This is a genomic window from Sinorhizobium sp. FG01 (assembly GCF_002531875.1).
GTDB classification, from domain to species: Bacteria; Pseudomonadota; Alphaproteobacteria; order Rhizobiales; family Rhizobiaceae; genus Sinorhizobium; species Sinorhizobium fredii_C.
Genome location: NZ_NWTB01000012.1, coordinates 33495 through 52463, shown reverse-complemented (window position 1 = coordinate 52463; position 18969 = coordinate 33495). Strand labels below are relative to the sequence as shown.

Annotated in this window: 16 protein-coding genes; 9 read left to right on the top strand and 7 right to left on the bottom strand. The window is 64.2% G+C overall.

Features of this window, described 5'->3' with window-relative positions:
- The first annotated feature begins 67 nt into the window (after window positions 1-67).
- Window positions 68-895, top strand: a complete 828-nt coding sequence (locus tag CO656_RS20435) for an aldolase/citrate lyase family protein (RefSeq protein WP_097526921.1) — start codon at window positions 68-70, stop codon at window positions 893-895.
- Here the strand turns inward: CO656_RS20435 and CO656_RS20430 are convergent.
- Complete coding sequence (locus CO656_RS20430) at window positions 889-2112, bottom strand: glycosyltransferase family 4 protein (RefSeq protein WP_097526920.1); 1224 nt, start codon at window positions 2110-2112, stop codon at window positions 889-891. The two genes, CO656_RS20435 and CO656_RS20430, sit on opposite strands and share 7 nt — an antisense overlap.
- 313 nt (window positions 2113-2425) lie before the next feature.
- Here CO656_RS20430 and CO656_RS20425 point away from each other — a divergent pair, with 313 nt between their 5' ends.
- Window positions 2426-4969, top strand: a complete 2544-nt coding sequence (locus CO656_RS20425; protein WP_097526919.1) for an NAD-dependent epimerase/dehydratase family protein — start codon at window positions 2426-2428, stop codon at window positions 4967-4969.
- A 320-nt stretch (window positions 4970-5289) separates the two neighbouring features.
- On the opposite strand, the gene CO656_RS20420 is transcribed toward CO656_RS20425, so the two are convergent.
- The 4 genes from CO656_RS20420 to CO656_RS20405 form a co-directional block, all read right to left on the bottom strand.
- A complete protein-coding gene (locus tag CO656_RS20420; RefSeq protein WP_037421234.1) occupies window positions 5290-6180 on the bottom strand; it encodes a hypothetical protein in 891 nt (296 codons plus the stop codon).
- Window positions 6181-6280: 100 nt separating this feature from the next.
- Entirely contained in the window at window positions 6281-6481 is a 201-nt protein-coding gene (locus CO656_RS20415; protein ID WP_097527030.1) for a DUF2905 domain-containing protein, read from the bottom strand.
- Window positions 6482-6729: 248 nt separating this feature from the next.
- On the bottom strand, window positions 6730-7452 hold the full coding sequence (locus CO656_RS20410) for a transporter substrate-binding domain-containing protein (protein WP_037421232.1): 723 nt from the start codon (window positions 7450-7452) through the stop codon (window positions 6730-6732).
- A gap of 2 nt (window positions 7453-7454) precedes the next feature.
- Window positions 7455-9833, bottom strand: coding sequence for a bifunctional diguanylate cyclase/phosphodiesterase (locus CO656_RS20405; protein WP_097527029.1), 2379 nt, complete (start codon window positions 9831-9833; stop codon window positions 7455-7457).
- A gap of 395 nt (window positions 9834-10228) precedes the next feature.
- Between CO656_RS20405 and CO656_RS20400 the strand changes: the two genes are divergently transcribed.
- Both CO656_RS20400 and CO656_RS30870 read left to right on the top strand, forming a co-directional pair.
- On the top strand, window positions 10229-10933 hold the full coding sequence (locus tag CO656_RS20400; RefSeq protein WP_097526918.1) for an SDR family oxidoreductase: 705 nt from the start codon (window positions 10229-10231) through the stop codon (window positions 10931-10933).
- Between the two features lie 71 nt (window positions 10934-11004).
- A complete protein-coding gene (locus CO656_RS30870; RefSeq protein WP_141471739.1) occupies window positions 11005-11409 on the top strand; it encodes a GFA family protein in 405 nt (134 codons plus the stop codon).
- Window positions 11410-11520: 111 nt separating this feature from the next.
- Here the strand turns inward: CO656_RS30870 and CO656_RS20390 are convergent, their stop codons facing one another.
- Window positions 11521-12348, bottom strand: a complete 828-nt coding sequence (locus CO656_RS20390) for an SIR2 family protein (RefSeq protein ID WP_097526916.1) — start codon at window positions 12346-12348, stop codon at window positions 11521-11523.
- A 268-nt stretch (window positions 12349-12616) separates the two neighbouring features.
- Between CO656_RS20390 and CO656_RS20385 the strand changes: the two genes are divergently transcribed.
- The 5 genes from CO656_RS20385 (at window position 12617) to CO656_RS20365 (ending at window position 17857) form a co-directional block, all read left to right on the top strand.
- On the top strand, window positions 12617-13369 hold the full coding sequence (locus CO656_RS20385; protein WP_097526915.1) for a DUF1236 domain-containing protein: 753 nt from the start codon (window positions 12617-12619) through the stop codon (window positions 13367-13369).
- A 72-nt stretch (window positions 13370-13441) separates the two neighbouring features.
- The gene (locus CO656_RS20380; RefSeq protein WP_097526914.1) at window positions 13442-14035 is read left to right on the top strand and encodes a BON domain-containing protein; all 594 of its coding nucleotides are present in this window, start codon (window positions 13442-13444) and stop codon (window positions 14033-14035) included.
- 100 nt (window positions 14036-14135) lie between these two features.
- Window positions 14136-15632, top strand: a complete 1497-nt coding sequence (locus CO656_RS20375) for a sugar ABC transporter ATP-binding protein (protein WP_097526913.1) — start codon at window positions 14136-14138, stop codon at window positions 15630-15632.
- A gap of 16 nt (window positions 15633-15648) precedes the next feature.
- Entirely contained in the window at window positions 15649-16710 is a 1062-nt protein-coding gene (locus CO656_RS20370) for an ABC transporter permease (RefSeq protein ID WP_097526912.1), read from the top strand.
- 46 nt (window positions 16711-16756) lie between these two features.
- Window positions 16757-17857 (top strand): substrate-binding domain-containing protein, encoded by a 1101-nt coding sequence (locus CO656_RS20365; protein WP_097526911.1) that lies wholly within the window; start codon window positions 16757-16759, stop codon window positions 17855-17857.
- A 42-nt stretch (window positions 17858-17899) separates the two neighbouring features.
- On the opposite strand, the gene CO656_RS20360 is transcribed toward CO656_RS20365, so the two are convergent.
- Window positions 17900-18919 (bottom strand): LacI family DNA-binding transcriptional regulator, encoded by a 1020-nt coding sequence (locus tag CO656_RS20360; RefSeq protein WP_097527028.1) that lies wholly within the window; start codon window positions 18917-18919, stop codon window positions 17900-17902.
- Window positions 18920-18969: the final 50 nt, after the last annotated feature.

Genomic DNA, 18969 nt, shown 5'->3' with positions numbered 1-18969 from the left:
GCCATCGCATGGGGCGTGAAGGCGCGCCCCATGCTGTCCCTTCCGAATAATTCGAGGCTCTCTGTCCATGTACACACCAAACCGCCTGAAGGCCCACCTTTCCGCCGGTCACGTCGCGTTCGGATGCTGGGTCGGCGGCGGCTCGCCGACCAATGCGGAAATCCTCGGCCATGCCGGCTTCGACTTCCTTCTCGTCGATCATGAGCATGGCGTCGGCGAGACCAGCGAGATCATCGACACGCTCCGCGCCATCGAAACGACGCCCTCACCGGCGCTGGTGCGGGTCCCCTGGAACGATCATGTCTTTTTGAAGCGGGTGCTCGACGCCGGCGTGCAGTCGGTGATGATCCCCTCGGTCGACACGGCGGAAGCCGCACTTGCGGCGGTCCGCGCTTGCCGCTATCCGCCGCAAGGGATCCGCGGCTATGCGGCCGGTGTGGTGCGCGCCTCAACCTTCGGGCTGGAGCCCGGCTATATCCACAAGGCCAACGACAACATGCTGATCGCCGTGCAGATCGAGTCCTTCACGGCGGTCGACAACGCCGAGGCGATCGCGGCGACTGAGGGCGCCGACATCATCTTCATCGGCGTCAACGATCTCGCTGGCTCGATCGGCCGCCTCGAGCAGACCGGCCATCCGGAGGTGCGCGAACTGGTTGCCCGAGCCGAGATGGCGATCCTCGCCTCAGGCAAGATCATGGGCACGGTGCCGAACGCCGGTGCCTCCGTCGGCGAACTGATCGACCGCGGCTATCGCATCATCGCCGGGCCCCACGACGTGGCGCTGCTGCGCGATGCCGGTCTGGCGGCGGTTGCCGAGTACCAAGCGTTGCGGCAGGCGGAGAAGGGCGGCCAACAGGCGGCCGCATCCTCGCACCTCAAGAAATCTTACTGACCGGGCCGCCCGCCGCGGGGCTCTTCCGTTCCAAGGGTCTTGGGGCCATCGAGGACCACCGGGATCGCCCCTCGGCTCGTGCCGGCCTCGGCGAGCGGCGAAGCGCTTTCGACCGCGCTTCGCCAGGGTTGGTGGGCGACCTCGAGGCCGATCCGATCGCCCGCCGCCGCGCGCGGCGCGTCGCTCCGGACGCCGGGAAGATTGCGGTAGATTTCCAGATAGTCGCGCGTCATCCGCTCCGCCGTGAAGCGGCGCTCGAACGCTCCCCGCACCCTCCGCCGGTCGAGGCTCAGGACCTCGTCCATCCTCGCGACGGCGTCCTCCACCCAGTCGACGAGAATTCCCGACAGGCCGTCTTCGATGACTTCCGGGGCGGAGCCGTAGCGGAAGCCGAGCACCGGCGTGCCGCAGGCCATGGCCTCAATCATCACCAAGCCGAAGGGCTCCGGCCAGTTGATCGGGAAGAGAAGGGCCGCGGCATTGCCCAGGAACTCCGGCTTCCGGCGTTCGTCGATCTCGCCGATGAACTCGACATTGGCATGGCTTGCCACCATCGGCTCGACCACACGTTCCCAGTAGGCGCGATCCGCCTTGTCGACCTTTGCCGCGATCTTCAGCGGCATGCCGGCCCGGGTGGCGATCTCGATGGCCCTCTCCGGGCCCTTCTCGGGTGAGATCCTGCCCAAAAAGGCCAGGTAGTTGCCGGCCGGCTTCTCGGTGAACGGCAGCACCGCGGCGTCGAGGCCATGATAGACGGTGCCCCTCCAGTTCACCGGCGGGATGGGCCGGCGTTGGTCGTCGGATATGGAGACGAGGGGTATATCGGTGAACAGCCGATAGAAGGGCTGGAGATCGGATAAATCGAGGCGCGTGTGCAGCGTCGTCACGGTGCGGTCGGCGAAATCCCTGACAAGGGGAAAATGCAGCAAATCGATATGGAAGTGCAGGACGTCGAACTCCTGCGCGCGGCGGCGCACCTCCTCGAGCATGACGACGTGATGGGGAAGGAAATCGGTCACGTCGGGGTTGAGCCTGAGGGCGACCTCCGAGCAGGGCACCAACTCGGCGGAGGTGAGCGAGTCGCCGCTCGCAAAGAGCGTGACGTCGTGGCCAAGCCTGACGAGTTCTTCGGTAAGGCAATGAACAATCCGCTCCGTTCCGCCGTAAAGCTTCGGCGGAACACGTTCTGCAAGCGGGGCGATCTGGGCAATTCTCATTGCTGAACTCCTGTAACGGAGCGAAGGCGGGGGTGGGGGCGTTCGCTCGAAAAGGGCAAGGTCAATCTCCTGCAACAATTGCCGAAAGCGGCTCTTGTTCCCGAAGGGCAGCCGCCGGCTGCCTGCGGCTGCAGACGCCGCCTTCGCCTCGCAGGTGAGTTGTGCCGAGCGCCCAGAGGACTGCGCGCCGCCCGCGGGCGATCGGCGATCGGCTTCAGGCATGTGAGGTACGTCGAGCGGCCCGGACCGCCGCAATCGGAACCTTCCCCATCGAAGGGACGTTTGCAACGAAACTCCCGCGAAGGTTTCAAGAATGCCGAACGAGACAGATCGACCGACCGTTCTCATCACTGGCTCGAGTGGCTTTCTCGGACAGGCGATCGCTCACGGCCTCAAGGATCGCTACCGCGTCATCGGCCTGGACGTGGCAGCCCCGAAAGGCGCGGCGGACCGTCTCGAGACGATCGAGATAGACCTCACCTCCGACGACAGCATCAGGAAGGCCGTACAGGAAATCGGCAAGCGGAGCGGCGGCCGCGTCGCCTCGGTGATCCACCTCGCCGCCTATTACGATACGACCGGCAAGACCGACCCGAAATATGACGCGGTCAACGTCCAGGGGACGCGCCGGCTGCTTGCGGCGCTGAAGGAACTGGAGACCGAGCAGTTCGTCTTTTCCAGCACGCTGCTGGTACACGCGCCGAGCCCGGCGAAGGGCGCAAGGATCAACGAGGATGCGCCTCTCGAGCCTTCCTGGGCCTATCCACAGTCGAAGGCCGAGACGGAAGCTGTGATCGCTGGGGAGCGCGGGCAGATCAAGACGGTGATCCTCAGGCTTGCCGGCGTTTATGACGAGGATTGCAGGGCCACCTTCATCGCCCAGCAGATCGCCCGCATCTTCGAGCGGCTGCCGACCGCCTATCTGTTCACCGGCGATCTTCGGGCGGGGCAGCCCTATCTCCACAAGGACGACTTGGTCGAGGCCGTCGTGCGCACCGTCGACCGGCGCTGCGAATTGCCCGCCGAAAGCGTGATGCTGATCGGCGAGGAGGAAACGCTTTCCTATGGGGAATTGCAGAAGAGCATCGGCCGGCTTCTCCACGGCGAGGACTGGCGCACCTTCGTGCTCCCCAAGGGGCTCGCCAAGACCGGGTCATGGGTGCAGACGGAGGTGCTCGATCAGGAGAGCGACATCAGGCCGTGGATGATCGAGAACTCCGACGACCATTTCGAGATCGACATATCCCGCGCCCGCAACCTCATCGGCTGGGAGCCGAAACACCGCCTCTCCCGCACGCTGCCGGAGATGATCCGGCGGCTCAAGCGTGACCCGACTGACTGGTACAAGAAAAACAAGCTCGAGCCCTCCACCGTCGCCGCGTCGGAGCCAGAGATCGAGCAGGCGAAACGAAGGCTCGATAGGCCGCTGGAGCGCAGTCACGCTGAGGTCGAGGCCGCCGTCGAGCGGCAGCGGCTTTTCACCCTCTGGGCGCCGATGGCGAATGTCGCGCTGGGTCTGTGGCTCGTCGCCTCGCCGATGACGCTCGGCCTTTTCGATCCCGTCACCGTTCCGTCACCGCCCGCCCTCGGGCACGAGATCGCGGCGGCAGCTATCCGCAATGCGCGGCTTGGCATCAGCGAGATAATGTCAGGACTGCTGGTCGTTTTCTTTGCGCTACTCGGGATGTATCGCCGCTGGTCCTGGACACAATGGATCACCGCCGCACTCGGCGTCTGGATCATGCTGGCGCCACTCGTCTTCTGGACCACCAGCGCTGCCGCCTATGGCATCGACACGCTGGTCGGGCTGCTGATCCCGGTCCTCGCCGTGATGATCCCGCCAACGCCCGGCATCAGCAGCCGGGCGCTGGCGGCGGATGACGACCGACCGCTCGGCTGGAGCTATTCGCCTTCCGCCTTCACGCAGCGCATTCCCATCGTCGCGCTTGCCTTCGTCGGCCTGTTCGTCTCACGCTACCTCGCCGCCTATCAGATGGGGCATATCGATGGCCTTTGGGACCCGTTTTTCGGCGCGGGCGGAGCTCCCGTCCGCAACGGCAGCGAAGCGGTGGTGACGTCCTGGGTCTCGAAGGGCTTCCCGATCGCCGACGCCGGCTTCGGCGCCTTTGCCTATGGGCTCGACATCCTCGCCGGCGCGATCGGCGACCGGCGCCGCTGGCGCACGATGCCATGGATGGTGCTGCTCTTCGGCCTGCTGATTATCCCGCTTGGCGTGGTCAGCGTCTCTTTCATCATCATCCAGCCGCCGCTGATCGGCGCGCTCTGCACGCTCTGCATCGTCCAAGCGGCGGTCACCGTGGTGCTGATCCCCTATTCGATCGACGAGGTGCTGGCGGCCGTTCAATATCTCTGGCGGGCGACAAAGGCTGGCGAGCCGTTCTGGCGCACCTTCTGGATGGGCGGCCCCGCCCTGTCAGAAAACCAGTCGCCGGCGCCCGATCTCGACCGACCGGCCTCCGAGCTCATCAAGGAGTTCATTACCGGCGGGGTGAACTTCCCGTGGACGCTGGTAGCAGGCGTGGGTCTCGGCGCGATGCTGATGACGACGCCGCTGATCTTCGGCAGCTCTCCGCCGCTCTATTACAGCGATCATGTGGTCGGCTGCCTCGTCATCCTGGTCGCCGTCACGGCAATGGCCGAGGTGGCGCGTCCGGTACGTTTCCTCAATGTCGCGCTCGGCGCCTGGGTGGCCGCCTCGCCGTTCGTGCTTTCGGGCGGCGGCATGGTTGCAAGCGTCGCGGATTTCTTGCTCGGCCTTGGCCTGATCGCCCTCAGCCTGCCGCGCGGAACGCGCAGCGAGGAACATTACGGAGGCTGGGATCGAGCGATCGTCTGAATGGCCTGTTAAAGCGGAATCTGGTGGGAACGGGAGATCTGGGGGAAGGTGTGACGGGGCATCTCCCCCACAAGGAGGGAGATTGGCTGGAAACGCCGCTAGCCCGCCTATGCCGAACTCAAGGCACCTGCAAGCGCATGCATTGGTTATCGATGGCGGGAGGTTCCCACTTGCTGATCTCCCCACCTTTGGGGGAGATGTCCGGCAGGGCAGAGGGGGGTGCCTGCGACCGCCGCAGCAATGATTAGCGTATCGGGCCTTGCTTCAGCCCGCCCCTCGGATCGATGCCGGGGGGCAAGCTGAGGACCGGCTTACCCCGATCACGAGACGTCCGTCAGCCCGTCCAGGCGACGCGTGCCGTACCAGCCACCGAGCCAGGCGGCGGCGGCGCCGAGCAGCAGCGAGAAGAAGCCGAGAAATGCGCCGCTGGAGACGACGGTCGCGGCCGTGTCCGCCGCATCGGAGGCCTTCCTCCGCGCATCCTCGACGGCCGAACGGTAGGTCTGCTCGTATTCCTGGACGCGGGCGCGGGCCTGATCCGGCGGGATGTTCTGGGCCCGCGCAAGGGCATCGGCAGCACGGTTGCGGGCTTCCTCCGCCTGTGTCTCGTCGCCGGTGACGAGGGCGCGGATCGACGCAACGGCCGCATCGCGCATGGCAGCCGGATCATCGCCGCCGATCGTCTCGCGGATCTGCCCCTCGATGTCGGCGAAGGGATCGTCCGCCCCTGAAAGCGCTGGTGCCGCCGTCGTGGCAACCGTCGCAACGGTGCGCCCGGCGCCGCCGACCACCGAGGAGAGGCCGCTCAGTGCGCCCCCAAGCAGCGCGCCGACCGAGGTCGTCAGCAGATAGACGACGATCAGGGTGGTCACCGCCCAGGTCGTCAGCCCGTGATAGGCCCCGGTCGTCGTGCCGGACCGCCCCGACAGCCGGCTGGCCAGATAGCCGCCGGCAAAGGCCGAAATGATGCCGGAAAGAGCGAACCAGATGCCGCTCGCGATCGAGAAGGTGCCGGGACCGGGATTGTCGCCGCTGCCGGGATCGAAGGCCGCCGCGCCGAGGCCGACGCCGAGCAGGTTGAGGAGAAGCTGGACTGCCAGTGCCAGGGCGACGCCGGCGAATATTGCCGCCCAATCGAGCTTGCTGGGCGCTATGGCAACCAAGGACTCGGCAGGCGCCGTTGCGGGACTCGTGTAGAGTGGGTCGCTCATGAAAAAGCTCCCTTGTGTTTCAGGGTGTTATCACTCCAGCAACTAACCTGTCGAAACCCAATTCGTTCCCTTCCGTTCACAGCCGATTGCCGGCAAGCGTCTAGCGGTTAGCCAGCCAGAGGATAGCGGTGAGCAGGATGCTGACGATGAGGCCGCTCGTGATCGGGATATAGATCGAGAAATTTTCGCGCACGATCAGAATGTCGCCCGGCAACCTGCTGAAGCCGATGCGCGTCAGCCAGGGCCAGAGGATGCCGACGGCCACGATGACGAGGCCGATGATGATCAGGACACGGGACATCTGTCCCTGCCTCTTTCCGAGTGTGTAGCCTTCGCGGATCATACAAGGCTAGCCGCCGGCGGACCACGTTTTTGCCGTCATCCCTGCTTGTCACAGGGATCCAGCAGTGCCGCGTCCGCGACGCGGAAGAGTCTTTCAGCCCAAAGGCATGGGCTGGGATTCCTGTGACGAGCACAGGAATGAGGGGAGAGGAGAGCCCTGCCTTACTGCAACCCACGCGCCTGTGTCAGTGGACGTGCAATAGCGGTCTACTTCTGCTCTTCGCTTGCCAGCCCGTATTTCTCGAACAGGCGCGCCTGGGTGCCGTCGGCGATGACCTTGTCGAGGCCCTTCTGCATGCGGCCGATCAGTTCGTCCGGTACGGAGGGATTGCAGGCGATGGAGTAGATGTCCTCGGCAAGGACGACCGTCGATTCGATCGGCGCTCCGTCGCGCTTCAGCTTATCGAAATATTTCTCCGAGATCGGCATCAGGTCGATGCGGCCGGTGAGCAGCTTCTTGAGCGTGAGTTCCAGGTCGGTGGCGAGATCAATGCGCGGGAAGCCGTTTTCCTCGAGGATCGTCTGGGTGAAGTCGTCGCGTTGGGTGCCGACCTTGAAGGCTTTCGCCTCGTCGAGCGTCTTCGGATCGACGGGCGAGCCGGACTTGCGGATCAGCACCGTGCGGCTTTTCAGGAGAGGCTCGACCCATTTGAAGCGGCCGTGGCGCTCCTTGTTGTGGACGGTGGTGAAGACGCAATGCATCTCCTGGCTCTCGGCCAGGAAGAGCGCCCGGGCCCAGGGCATCATCTCCATCGTGTATTTCAGGCCTGCATCGTCCATGAGAAGACGGACCTGCTCGACCGAAGCGCCCTTGTAGACCTCGCCTTCGCGGAAATTAAAGGGTGGGTAGGATTCGGTGACGAATTTCACGTCCGCCGACTGGGCGGCGAGCGGAAAGAGAAGGGTCATCAGGAAAAAGATCTGTTTCATCGTCAGTTCCCTGGCACGGCGAGCAGCAGCCGGTGCCCTGTTTGGTGTCCGGAAAGAATGTCGGCGACGGGCTGGGGACGCCCGAGGAAATATCCTTGCCCGCAGTTCACGTCCATGGAAAGGAGCGTGTTCAGCTGCTCGTCGGTCTCGATGCCTTCGGCGACGACCTGGCAATTCAGTTCCTTGGCGACCATTTGAATGCCGGCAATGAGCTTTCGCACCCGCCGGCGGACGGTGTCACTGTCATCGGTCAGCGAGCGGGTGAAGGCCTGGTCGATCTTGATGATGCTGACCGGGAAATGGACGAGATAGCTGAGCGAGGAATAGCCGGTACCGAAATCGTCGAGAGCGATTCTCATCCCGGCGCCGCTCAGCGCGCCGAGGACGTCGCGAATGTCGGGGCTGTGATGCATCAGCACCGCTTCGGTGATCTCGACGACGATGCGGGTGGGCGGAATCCCCCATTTCATCAGTATGGAACCTGCGGCGGCCGGCAGTCTCGGGGAGAATTGCAGCGGCGAGAAATTGACCGCCAGATAGCTGGTTTCCAGGCCCGGAATGGAGGAAAGGCGGGCGAGATGGGCCACGGCCTTTTCGAATATGCGCTCGCCGATCCGCAGAATCGCGCCGGTTTCTTCGGCGACCCGAATGATGTCCGCCGGCGGCAGGACGCCGTGTTCCGGATGGTTGAGGCGCATCAGCGCTTCGAAGCCGGCGACCTTCCCGAGTTTGAGGTCGACGATCGGCTGCAGATGGACGTCGAACCAGTCCTGCCTGAGCCCGTCCTCGATATAGGTCTCGATCTTCAGTCTTTCCTGCGCAAGGCTCGCGATCAGCGGATCGAAGAGTTTCGCGCCGTTCTTGCCATTGTGCTTGCGGGCATACATCGCCATGTCCGACTTCTGCAGCAGCTCGGCGGCGCTCTTCGCCTGAGCCGGATAGAGCGCGATGCCGATGCTGGCACTCAGCGATAGCGCGTTGCCGTCGACGACGACCGGCTCAGCGCAGGCGGCGGCGATGCGCTCGGAGATCTGCAGCGCGGCGTTCTCAGCCTTCGGTGCGGAGATCAGCACGACGAATTCGTCGCCGCCGAGGCGCCCGACCTTGTCCTTGCCGCGCAGTTGCGCGCGGATGCGGCAGGCGATCTGGCGCAGCACCTCGTCGCCGGCGGCATGGCCGAGATTGTCGTTGATCGGCTTGAAGCGGTCGAGGTCGATCAGCAGGCAGGCGAGTTCTCCGCCGTCCGCGGCCGCCTGGCGGATCGCCGCGTCGAGCGCCGTCTCGAAGCCGGGGCGGTTGAGGAGGCCGGTCAGATGATCGGTGATCGCCTGCACATGGTTGCGCTGTTCGGCGGTTTTCAATTCCGTGACATCGGTCATGACGGCCAGCGACAGCGTGTCGCCCGCCTCAAGGGCCTGCACCTCCTTGATCAGCACGTCGATCAGCCGTCCGTCGGCGCATCTGAACTTGACGGTGACTGAGGCGCCTTGCACGTCTTCACTCGCCTGGCGTTTGCGGTTTTCGTAGGCGGGCCGCGTCGCCGGGTCGAGAAAATCGGCGAAGGTGTGGCCGATGACACTTTCGCGATCGTAGCCGGTGGCGAGCAGCCAATAGTCGCTGACCGCCGTCAGGCGATCGTCGTCGTCGATGGAATAGAGCTTCGCCGGCGTGAGGTTGTAGAGGCGTGTCGTCTTCTGATGGGCGCGTTTGAGATCGTTTTCCTCCTGGGCGAGGCGCGCCTGCATCTCGTTGAAGTTGGCGGCCAGCATGCCCATTTCGTCCGCCGATACCCAGTCGACCATATGGCGGGACCCGAGCCGGCGCGTCGCCTCGATGGCGTGCGTCAGGCGGAGCAGCGGCCGCGTCACCATCAGACGGTTGCCCAGGATGGCCGCCGCGGTGATGATCACGATCGCAAATAGAAAGATGCCGACATAGACGGCATCGTCGAACTCGAAATCGGAGCGCAGGTCGCGCTGGCGCAGCGCGATTTCCAGGCTGCCGACCGTCTTGGTGCCATCGACCGAGCGGTAATGGACGGCGGTGGACAGGATCTCACCGGGCGGATCCCTGTCGCGGGAGCGCTCCGGCAGCCTGACGTCGAGCCCGCCGGCGACCTCGTGGACCCGGACCGAGACCACGGAACGGTCCGCGAGGATCGTGCCGGCGATCTGCCGGACGCTTTCCTCGTCGAAATCCCAGAGCGGCTTGCCGAGCGCCAGCGAGTTGGCCTTGAGCAGGACCTGGCCATGGTCAATGACGTCGCGATAGGCGCGCTCGTTCGAGAGATAGAAGAAAAGCGCGAATAGCGGGGCGATCAACAGCAGGAGAGCGCTGGAAACGATCAGTATGAAGCGGCTCTCGACCGAATGCGTATTCATCTCAATGCCCAGGACCACACCGTATCGAAGGCCGACGCGAGGTGCACCGCGGCCTTGCCCATTCCCGGTCCGATCTCCGCTCTGCGGCAGGCGCCGAAGCGCTCCGTCGCCGACCCGTCAGCCCTGCAACCGAGAACGAACCGGGCCCATGGTCCATTGAAAACATTAGACTTCCGTAAATAATGCGCCTCGCCGCTAGCCCAATCGCGCTGGAATATCCGAATTGCGCAGATGTCGGGGGCGTATTATCGAAATCGTGCTGGATTCTCGACGCTGGATGGCGGCCGGGGCGGCTTTGTGCGGCGTCCGGCCCAGCATCGACTGGACATGCTCGGCTTTGCGCGCACCGCGCGCCATGTCAAACTCGGCCGAATCGACAGGCGAAAGGACAGCACATGGCACAGGAAAAAGTGGCGCTTGTAACGGCAGGCGGCAGCGGCATGGGGGCGGCGGCGGCGCGGCGACTGGCTGCGGACGGCTATAAGGTTGCAGTTCTGTCCTCCTCCGGCAAGGGTGAGGCGCTCGCCAATGAACTTGGCGGCGTCGGGGTAACCGGCTCGAACCAGTCGAACGAGGACCTGAAGACGCTCGTTGATCTTGCCTTCTCGACCTGGGGGCGGATCGATGTGCTCGTCAACAGCGCCGGTCACGGGCCGCGCGCGCCGATTATCGAAATCAGCGACGAGGATTGGCACAGGGGCCTCGACACGTACCTGATGAACGTCATCCGCGCCGTGCGGCTGGTGACGCCGATCATGCAGGGCCAGGGCTGCGGCTCGATCATCAACATCTCGACGGCTTGGGCCTTTGAGCCCTCGGAGATGTTTCCGACCTCCGCGGTCTTCCGCGCCGGGCTCGCCGCCTATACGAAGATCTATGCGGACAGCTATGCCAAGGACAATATCCGCATGAACAACATTCTGCCGGGGTGGATCGACAGCCTGCCGGCGACCGATGCCCGCCGCGACAGCGTGCCGATGAAGCGCTACGGCACGAGCGAAGAGATCGCCGCCACCGTCGCCTTCCTTGCTTCCGAGGGCGCCAGCTATATCACAGGCCAGAATATCCGGGTGGATGGCGGGCTTACCCGCTCGGTGTAGATCGAGTGATCCTGACGTAAGAGCCAGGATTGGGATTTCGGCTCTCGAGGGAGTCCGGCGTGATTCAGGAGATGGTGATGATAGCAGGTGGCTGTTTGTGCGGTGCGGTGCGCTACGAGTGCGAGGGTGATCCGGATTGTTCATTGGTCTGCTATTGTCGGGATTGCCAAAGGGCTTCCGGTTCGGGCCATGTCCCGGCAATGAGCATGCCACGCGAGAGGGTAACGATTAGCGGCGAGACAAGAGGCTACGCGGCTCCCGGAGGGAGCGGAAAGATGACGGTCCGCCACTTTTGCCCCACCTGTGGTAGTCTTCTCTTCAGCACGCCCGAGGTAATTCCCGACTTCGTAAACATCTACGCGGGCACGCTCGACGATCCCTCGGTGTTCAAGCCGACCTGGTCATTCTTTCCGCACAGCCATGCTCCTTGGGATCGGGTGCCGGACGCCTTGCCAGAGCTACCGGGTCCCACCTGACAGTGCGCTCGCGAGTCTAACGCGCGCCGAGTTTTTGGCCTTTGTCTGCCAACGGCGTCGGCACGCCCGTAATCATGCCCAAACATTGGCTCCATCCACAAGGTCGAGCGCCTAGTCTTCACGACAGCCCGCCTCCGAGCAAAGCGCGCGAATGAAAGCAAGCAGCGCCTCCTGCGGGTTTGACCCTTCTCCGTCGAGCACCGTTACGCCCCAATGGCTCAGGACCGCCTTCTGCACCGGATTGGGCTTATACATGAAGACGTACGATCGCGGCCGATCTCTCTCATAGCCGGATCCCCGCCAGGTGCTCCAGATTCGGTGCAGGAGCAGCCTGATATTGAGATCCGACACGCTGTATCCGATGAAGAGCACCGTCGCCCCGAGGGCATCACTGCGGAAGCGCACATCGAGCGGCGAGTCGAAGGACAGCCGGTCGAAATAGTCGGTCTCGGTCAGGACGAGCGTTTCGACATCGTCGAAGTCGCCGTGATATTTGATGATCTGAGTCACCCCCGCAGGAGCGGTGGCCATGTCTCTCGCGTGGCTGACCTTAGAATGGGGCTTGCCGTGGACCTCGTAGGCCACCTCGAGATTGCTGTCGTAGTTGGTGGTGTAGATGATCGGGAAATCGAGGCTGACAATCAGCCGATGCAAGTCGGATTTCCTGATGCTTTCTGGAGAGACGTGCCAATTCTCACGCATCCATGTGCAGAGTGCATCTATATTCCCATGGTCCAGCCGGTAACACTCGGCAATCGTTTGATAGGTGACGTCCTGATCGTTCATCACGGAGCAGTCGAGATGGAGGTCATCCAGCATATGGTCGATCAGCGTTCTCCAGGATGGCAAGCCGACGCTCATCGACACGCCGGCGCCCACGAACAACACCGCATGCCGCCCGTTCAACGCCGAGGCAATGGCCTCCAGATGCTCCTTCATTTTCACTCCCGCCTTCCGTCCGGCAGCCTTCAACCCGGTCCGCGGCAAGTTGTTCCATCGGGCGAAGCCGCGCTTCTACGCCGCCCGTCGCCTCCACAATCAATGGCTGAAGTAAGTACGAACAGCAGAGCAACGGTTCGGGAACGAAGTATCATGCCTTACTCCTTATGGATTAGGGCAAACGCCGGCCGGGCAAGAACCTCCAGGGAACAAACTTTTCGCCTCGCGGTTGGCCAGCGGAAGGGACTGTGAATCTGGAGAACAGTCGATGAAAGGCATTCTTATCAAGAGCGCTCTTGCCTTGAGCCTGGGCGTCGCCTACGGGCCGGCGCTCGCGCAGACAGAGCAGCCGGCGCAGGGGCAAACGACCGCGTGCCCGGAAGGCACGGAATGTCCGCAGGGCGGCGCCGAACAGGGCCAGCAACCCGATGCTGAGGGTGGAGCGACCCAACAGGGCGGCGAAGCGACCGGCGAGGGCCAGCAGGGCCAGTCGGGCGAGCAGCAGGCGCAGCCCGAGCAGGGCGGCACCGACCAGCAGCAACAACCGGATCAGCAGCAGCAAACGGAAACCGACACGCAGCAGCAACAACAGCAGCAGCAAGGCCAGGACAGCTCCGATCAGCAGCAAGAGACCGAGGGCGGCGCCTCCCAGTCCGGCACCGAGCAGAAGCCGGCCGAGGGCGAGACCGAGCAGCAGCAGCAGTCCGGCGAAGGTGAGCAGCAGAAAACCCAGGAGGGTCAGGCCTCCGGCTCGTCCACGGATGTCAACGTGACGGTGGAGCAGAAGACCGAGATCACCCAGATCATCAAGGAAGAAAAGGTCGAGCCCATCGACCTCGACTTCGACGTATCCGTCGGCGTCGCCGTTCCGGAAACCGTCAAGGTCAAGCTGAAGCCGGTTCCGGCGCGCATCGTCAAGATTGTGCCGAGATACGAGGGCTATCTGTTCTTCGTCCTGGCGGACGGCCGGATCGTCATCGTCGAACCCTCGTCGCTGAAGATCGTCATCATCCTGGCGTAGCAATCGGCACATATCGATGCTCGCCGGATCGACCAGCGGGCATCCCTTCCAGGGAAGGATGGAGGAGGGTGGATGAAAGACAATTGGCAGGACCAGAGGCGAATTCCGGCACGCCCCGAGCCGCGGCGCGACTATGCATGGCATGGCGGATCGTTCCGCGAGAGGGGATCTGACGAGGAGCGGCGGGGTCGCCGCGGCGACCGGCGCTACAACGGCGAATGGTTCGCGGACGCGTTGCGACGCTCGGACCGCGGCGGAGGCGATCCCTATGGCCTCTCGGGTCGAGATCTGGCGCACCGCATCGAGGAACTCGGTTCCTTCGACCCCTATGAGAACGTGCCGCCCTTCCGGGACCGTTCCGGTCAGGAGGGCTGGCCCGGCGGCCGCAGGACCCACTATGAAGTGGGGAGCTTCCGGGGAAAGGGCCCCCGCGGCTACAAGCGACCAGATGCGCGGATCGCGGAAGACGTCAACGACCGGCTGACCGAAGATCCATGGCTCGACGCTTCCGACATCGAAGTCTCGGTTTCGAGCGGCGAGGTGACCCTCGGCGGGTTCGTTTCCAGCCGAAAAGACAAATGGCAGGCGGAGGACTGCGCCGAAGCCGTTTCCGGCGTTTCTTATGTGCAGAACAACATAAGGGTGAGACGCGCCGGCGTGTCATGATCTCCGGCCCGCACCGCATGTCGCGTTCCCTCAATATCCCTCTTGACCATCATGTTATCGATAACATAAGCTCCGCCTCAATTGGCTTTGGGAGGAGCGCATGGATGGTCAAAAGCTGCTGGAGTTCCGCTCCATCACCAAGGAGTTCGGCGGCACCAAGGCGCTCACCCAGGTCTCGCTCGATCTCGAAGCTGGTGAAATCCTCGCGCTTCTCGGAGAGAACGGCGCCGGCAAGTCGACGCTGATCAAGACGCTCGCCGGCATCTACCGGCCGGATGGTGGCGAAATCCGGTTCCGCGGCGAGCCCTATGTCAACCAGCCGCCGAAGCCGAACAAGCGCCAGCCAGTAGCCTTCATCCATCAGGACCTCGGCCTCATCGAATGGATGACGGTCGCCGAGAATGTCGGTCTGGCGCAGGGCTTCTCGATGCGGACGCGGCTGATCGACTGGCGCCGAACGGAGGAGCGGGCACGCGAGGCGCTGCGTCTCGTCGGCTGCGATTTTGAACCCTCGACGCGCATCCAATCCCTGACCCGCACGGAAAAATCGCTGGTGGCGATCGCCCGCGCCTTGGCTGTGGAGGCGGACGTGCTGGTGCTCGACGAACCGACGGCGAGCCTTCCGGCCGACGAAGTCGAGCGGCTCTTCGATGCCATCCGGCCCCTGAAGGAGCGCGGCGTCGCGATGATCTACGTCTCGCATCGGCTCGACGAGATCTTCCGGATCGCCGACCGGGTCGCGGTGCTCCGCGACGGTCGACTCGTCGGCCAGAAGCCGGTTGCCCAGACGACGCCGGACGAGCTCATTGAGATGATCGTCGGACGCAAGGCCGACCAGCTCTTCGTCAAGGCGGAGAGCCGGCCGGGCGAAGCGGTGGTCAGCGTCCGGCAGCTCGCCTGCCAGGGTGTCGGGCCGGTCTCCTTCGATGTGTTGAAGGGCGAACTCATCGGCCTCGTCGGCCTGCGCGGCGCGGGCCAGGAACTGGTCGGCCGCGCGCTGTTCGGCTGCCAGCCCTTTTCGGGAACGGTGACGATCGGCGGCGAGACCCCCGATCTGACGAGCCCGGTGGCGGCTATGCGCTCCGGCGTCGGGCTGATCGCCCGCGACCGCACGGAGGAATCTGTCGCCATGTCGCTGTCGCTGCGCGAAAACACCTTTCTCAATCCTGGGGCCTCGGGCCGGGGGCTGCTTTCGGTTCTCGCCCCCGCCAAGGAGGCCGCCCTGGCGAAAGCGATCGGCGACAGCGTCGGGCTGAGGCCGAACGACCAAAGCTTGCCGATTGAGGCGCTGTCCGGCGGCAATCAGCAGAAGGTCGTGGTCGGGCGCTGGCTCGCGACCGGCCGCAAGCTGCTCGTCGCCGAAGATCCGACGGCGGGCGTAGATGTCGGCGCCAAGGCCGACATCTACCGGCTGATCGCTCGCGCCCTCGAGGCTGGGCTCGCGGTCGTCGTGGTTTCGACCGATTTCGAGGAAATCGCCCATATCTGCCATCGCGCCCTGGTCTTCTCGCGCGGACGCATCGTCCGGGAGCTGAAGGGCGAAGAACTGACGACCTCGGCGGTGATCGCCGCCGCCTCGGCCTCCGAAGCCGCCTGAGTTCAGGGAGAAGAAAATGCAGTCGATTGAATCCACCGCTCTTGAACCGACAAGAGGCGAGCTTGCCGGCATCAGCCTGGCGCAGAAGCTGATCCGCTTCCTGCCGGTCTATGGCCTCGTCATCTTGACGCTGCTGCTGATCGTGCTGTTCTCGCTGCTCCTGCCGCAGACCTTTCCGACGGTGCTCAATGTCCGCTCGATCATCTCCGACAAGGCGATCATCGCGATCCTGTCGCTGGCGGCGATGATCCCGATGGCCTCCGGCCGCATCGACCTGACGGTCGGCTACGGCATCGTCCTCTGGCACATCCTGGCAATCAGCCTGCAGACGATGTTCGGCGTGCCCTGGCCGGTCGCCGTCGTCATCGTGCTGCTGCTCGGCGCGCTGACCGGTTTCCTCAACGGCCTGCTCGTCGAGGTGGCGCGGATCGACTCCTTCATCGCCACGCTCGGCACCGGAACCATCCTCTATGCGCTGGCGCTCTGGCACACCGGCGGCCGACAGGTCGTCGGCGTCCTGCCGGAGGGCTTCTATTCCATGAACGGGACGATGCTGCTCGGCCTGCCGATCACCGGCTTCTATGTGCTCGTCCTGGCGCTGGCGCTGTGGCTGGTGCTCGAATATCTGCCGATCGGCCGCTATGTCTACGCGATCGGTGCGAACCCCAAGGCGGCGGCGCTGAACGGCATTCCGGTGCGCCGCTTCGTCATCGGCGCCTTCGTCTCCTCCGGCACGCTCGCCGCGCTTGCCGGCGTGCTGCTCGCCTCGAAGCTTAGGATCGGCCAAGCGAGCGTCGGCCTCGAATATCTGCTGCCGGCACTGGTCGGGGCCTTCCTCGGCTCGACCACCATCAAGCCCGGCCGTGTCAATGTCTGGGGCACGATGATCGGCGTGATCATCCTCGCCGTCGGCATCTCCGGCATCCAGCAATTCGGCGGCTCGTTCTTCGTCGAACCGCTCTTCAACGGCGTCACCTTGCTCGTCGCGATCGGCATCGCCGGCTACGCGCAGCGCAGGAGGGGAACGGTGACGCGCAAGCCGTCGGCGGCCGTCCCGGAGCCGGCTGGAACGAAGTGAACTCAAAAATCTGCATCGAATAACGAACCCAAGGGAGGACGGGTATATGAAACGCAGGACTTTCATGACAGGCACGGTGGTGGCAATCGCACTGATGGGCGCCAATGTCGCCTTTGCCGATCCGATGGCCGATGCTCAGGCAATCGTCACGAAATATGCCAACCAGGTGACCGTCTGGGACGGGCCGACGGCGGGGCCGAAGGCTCAGGAGGGCAAGACCATCGTCGTGCTCGCCGGCGACCTCAAAAACGGCGGCATCCTCGGCGTCACCACCGGCGTCGAGGAGGCTGCGGCCGCGATCGGCTGGGAGGTAAAGGTGATCGACGGCGCCGGCTCGATCGGCGGCCGCACGGCGGCTTTCGGCCAGGCCATGGCGCTGAAGCCGGCCGGCATCATCATCAACGGCTTCGACGCCGTCGAGCAGGCGCCGGCCCTCGAACAGGCCAAGGCCGCCGGCATTCCGCTCGTCGCCTGGCATGCCGGGCCGGTGATCGGGCCGGACGATAAGACCGGGCTCTTCGCCAATGTCAGCACCGACGCGATGGAAGTGTCGAAGGCTGCCGCCAACTGGGCCTTCGTCGACGCCAAGGGCAAGCCCGGCGTGGTGATCTTCACCGACTCGACCTATGCGATCGCCATTGCCAAGGCCGACAAGATGAAGACCGAAATCGAAGCGCTCGGCGGCAAGGTGCTCGAATATGTCGACACGCCGATCGCGGAGACGTCGCAGCGCATGCCGCAATTGACCACCTCGCTCCTGCAGAAATACGGCGACCAATGGACCCATTCGCTGGCGATCAACGACCTCTATTTCGATTTCATGGGACCGTCGCTTGCCGCCGCCGGCAAGGGCGGCACCGACGCGCCGATCAACGTCGCCGCCGGCGACGGTTCGGAATCCGCCTATCAGCGCATCCGCGCCGGCCAATTTCAGAAGGTCACGGTTGCCGAGCCGCTCAACCTGCAGGGCTGGCAGCTGGTCGACGAACTGAACCGCGCCTTCGCCGGCGAAAAATGGTCGAGCTACCTGTCGCCGCTGCATGTGGTGACCGCCGACAATGTCGAGTTCGACGGCGGCCCGAAGAACACCTTCGATCCCGACAACGGCTATCGCAACCATTACAAGAAGCTCTGGGGCAAGATGTGATCTCCCAGGACTGGGGCACCGCGAATGGTGCCCCTTTTTTTGCTATGCGGCTACGGTGGTATTGCCCTGCACCACCTTGAGCGTCGCCTGCCAGGCCCCCGGCACCTCCTTCGCCGCGATCATCTGCAGCAGCGCCTGTGCCGCCTTCTCGCCGATCTCCGTTCGCGCCATGTCGATCGTCGTGAGCCGTGTTCGGACGGCGTTGGCCAGCGATGTGCCGTTGAAGCCGACAACGGAAATCCGGTCGGGCACCGAAATCCCGGCCTGGTGCAGGTAGGAAAGACCGCCGAGCGCCATGGCGTCGTTGAGAAAGTGGATGGCATCGACGTCGGGGTGCGCCCGCATCAGCTCTTCCGTCAGAAAGCGTCCGGTGACGGCCTGGCGTGGCCGGTCGTCGCAAGTCACGCGCAGGAGATCGATGCCTGCCGCGGCAAGAGCCGACTTGAGAGAAAGATAGCGCCGGCGGGCGCAGAGATCCTTGTCGAGCTCGGCGCCCACATAGGCAATGCGGCGTAGGCCGCGCTCAAGGAAATGCTTTGCCACAAGCAGTCCGGCCTCCTCGTGCGACGGGCCGGCGCTGAAATCCAACGCCCCGGCGTCGCAATCCCAAAGCTGGATCGCCGGGCAGTTTCGCCGGGCTAGCAGCTTTTCCGCCTCCGCGCTCCGCGCCATGCCGCCGTTCAAGAGGAGGCCGGCCGGACGGAACGACAGCATGGCGCGGATGAGCTCGGTTTCGGTCTGCGGGTCGAACAGCGATTCGCCGATGAAGGTCTGAAAGCCCTCTGGCCGAAGCGCCGCATTGATGCCGCTCAGGACCTCCGAAAAGACGATGTCGCTGATCGACGGAATGATCACCGCCACCATTCGGCTCTTGCGGGAACTCAGCGTCCCGGCAAGATGGTTTGGCAGATAGCCGAGCTCGTCGGCGGCTTGCTTCACCCGCCGGCGCGTTTCCGCCGAAATGTTTCCGGCGCCGCGCAGCACCTTTGAGACGGTCATCCGGCTGACGCCGGCCCTGACCGCTACGTCGTGAAGCGTGATCACCTTTCCGCGCAGGTTCACTCGATCCTCCTTTTCGCCAAAATCGCTTCGCCGATTGACGAGCGGCCTTG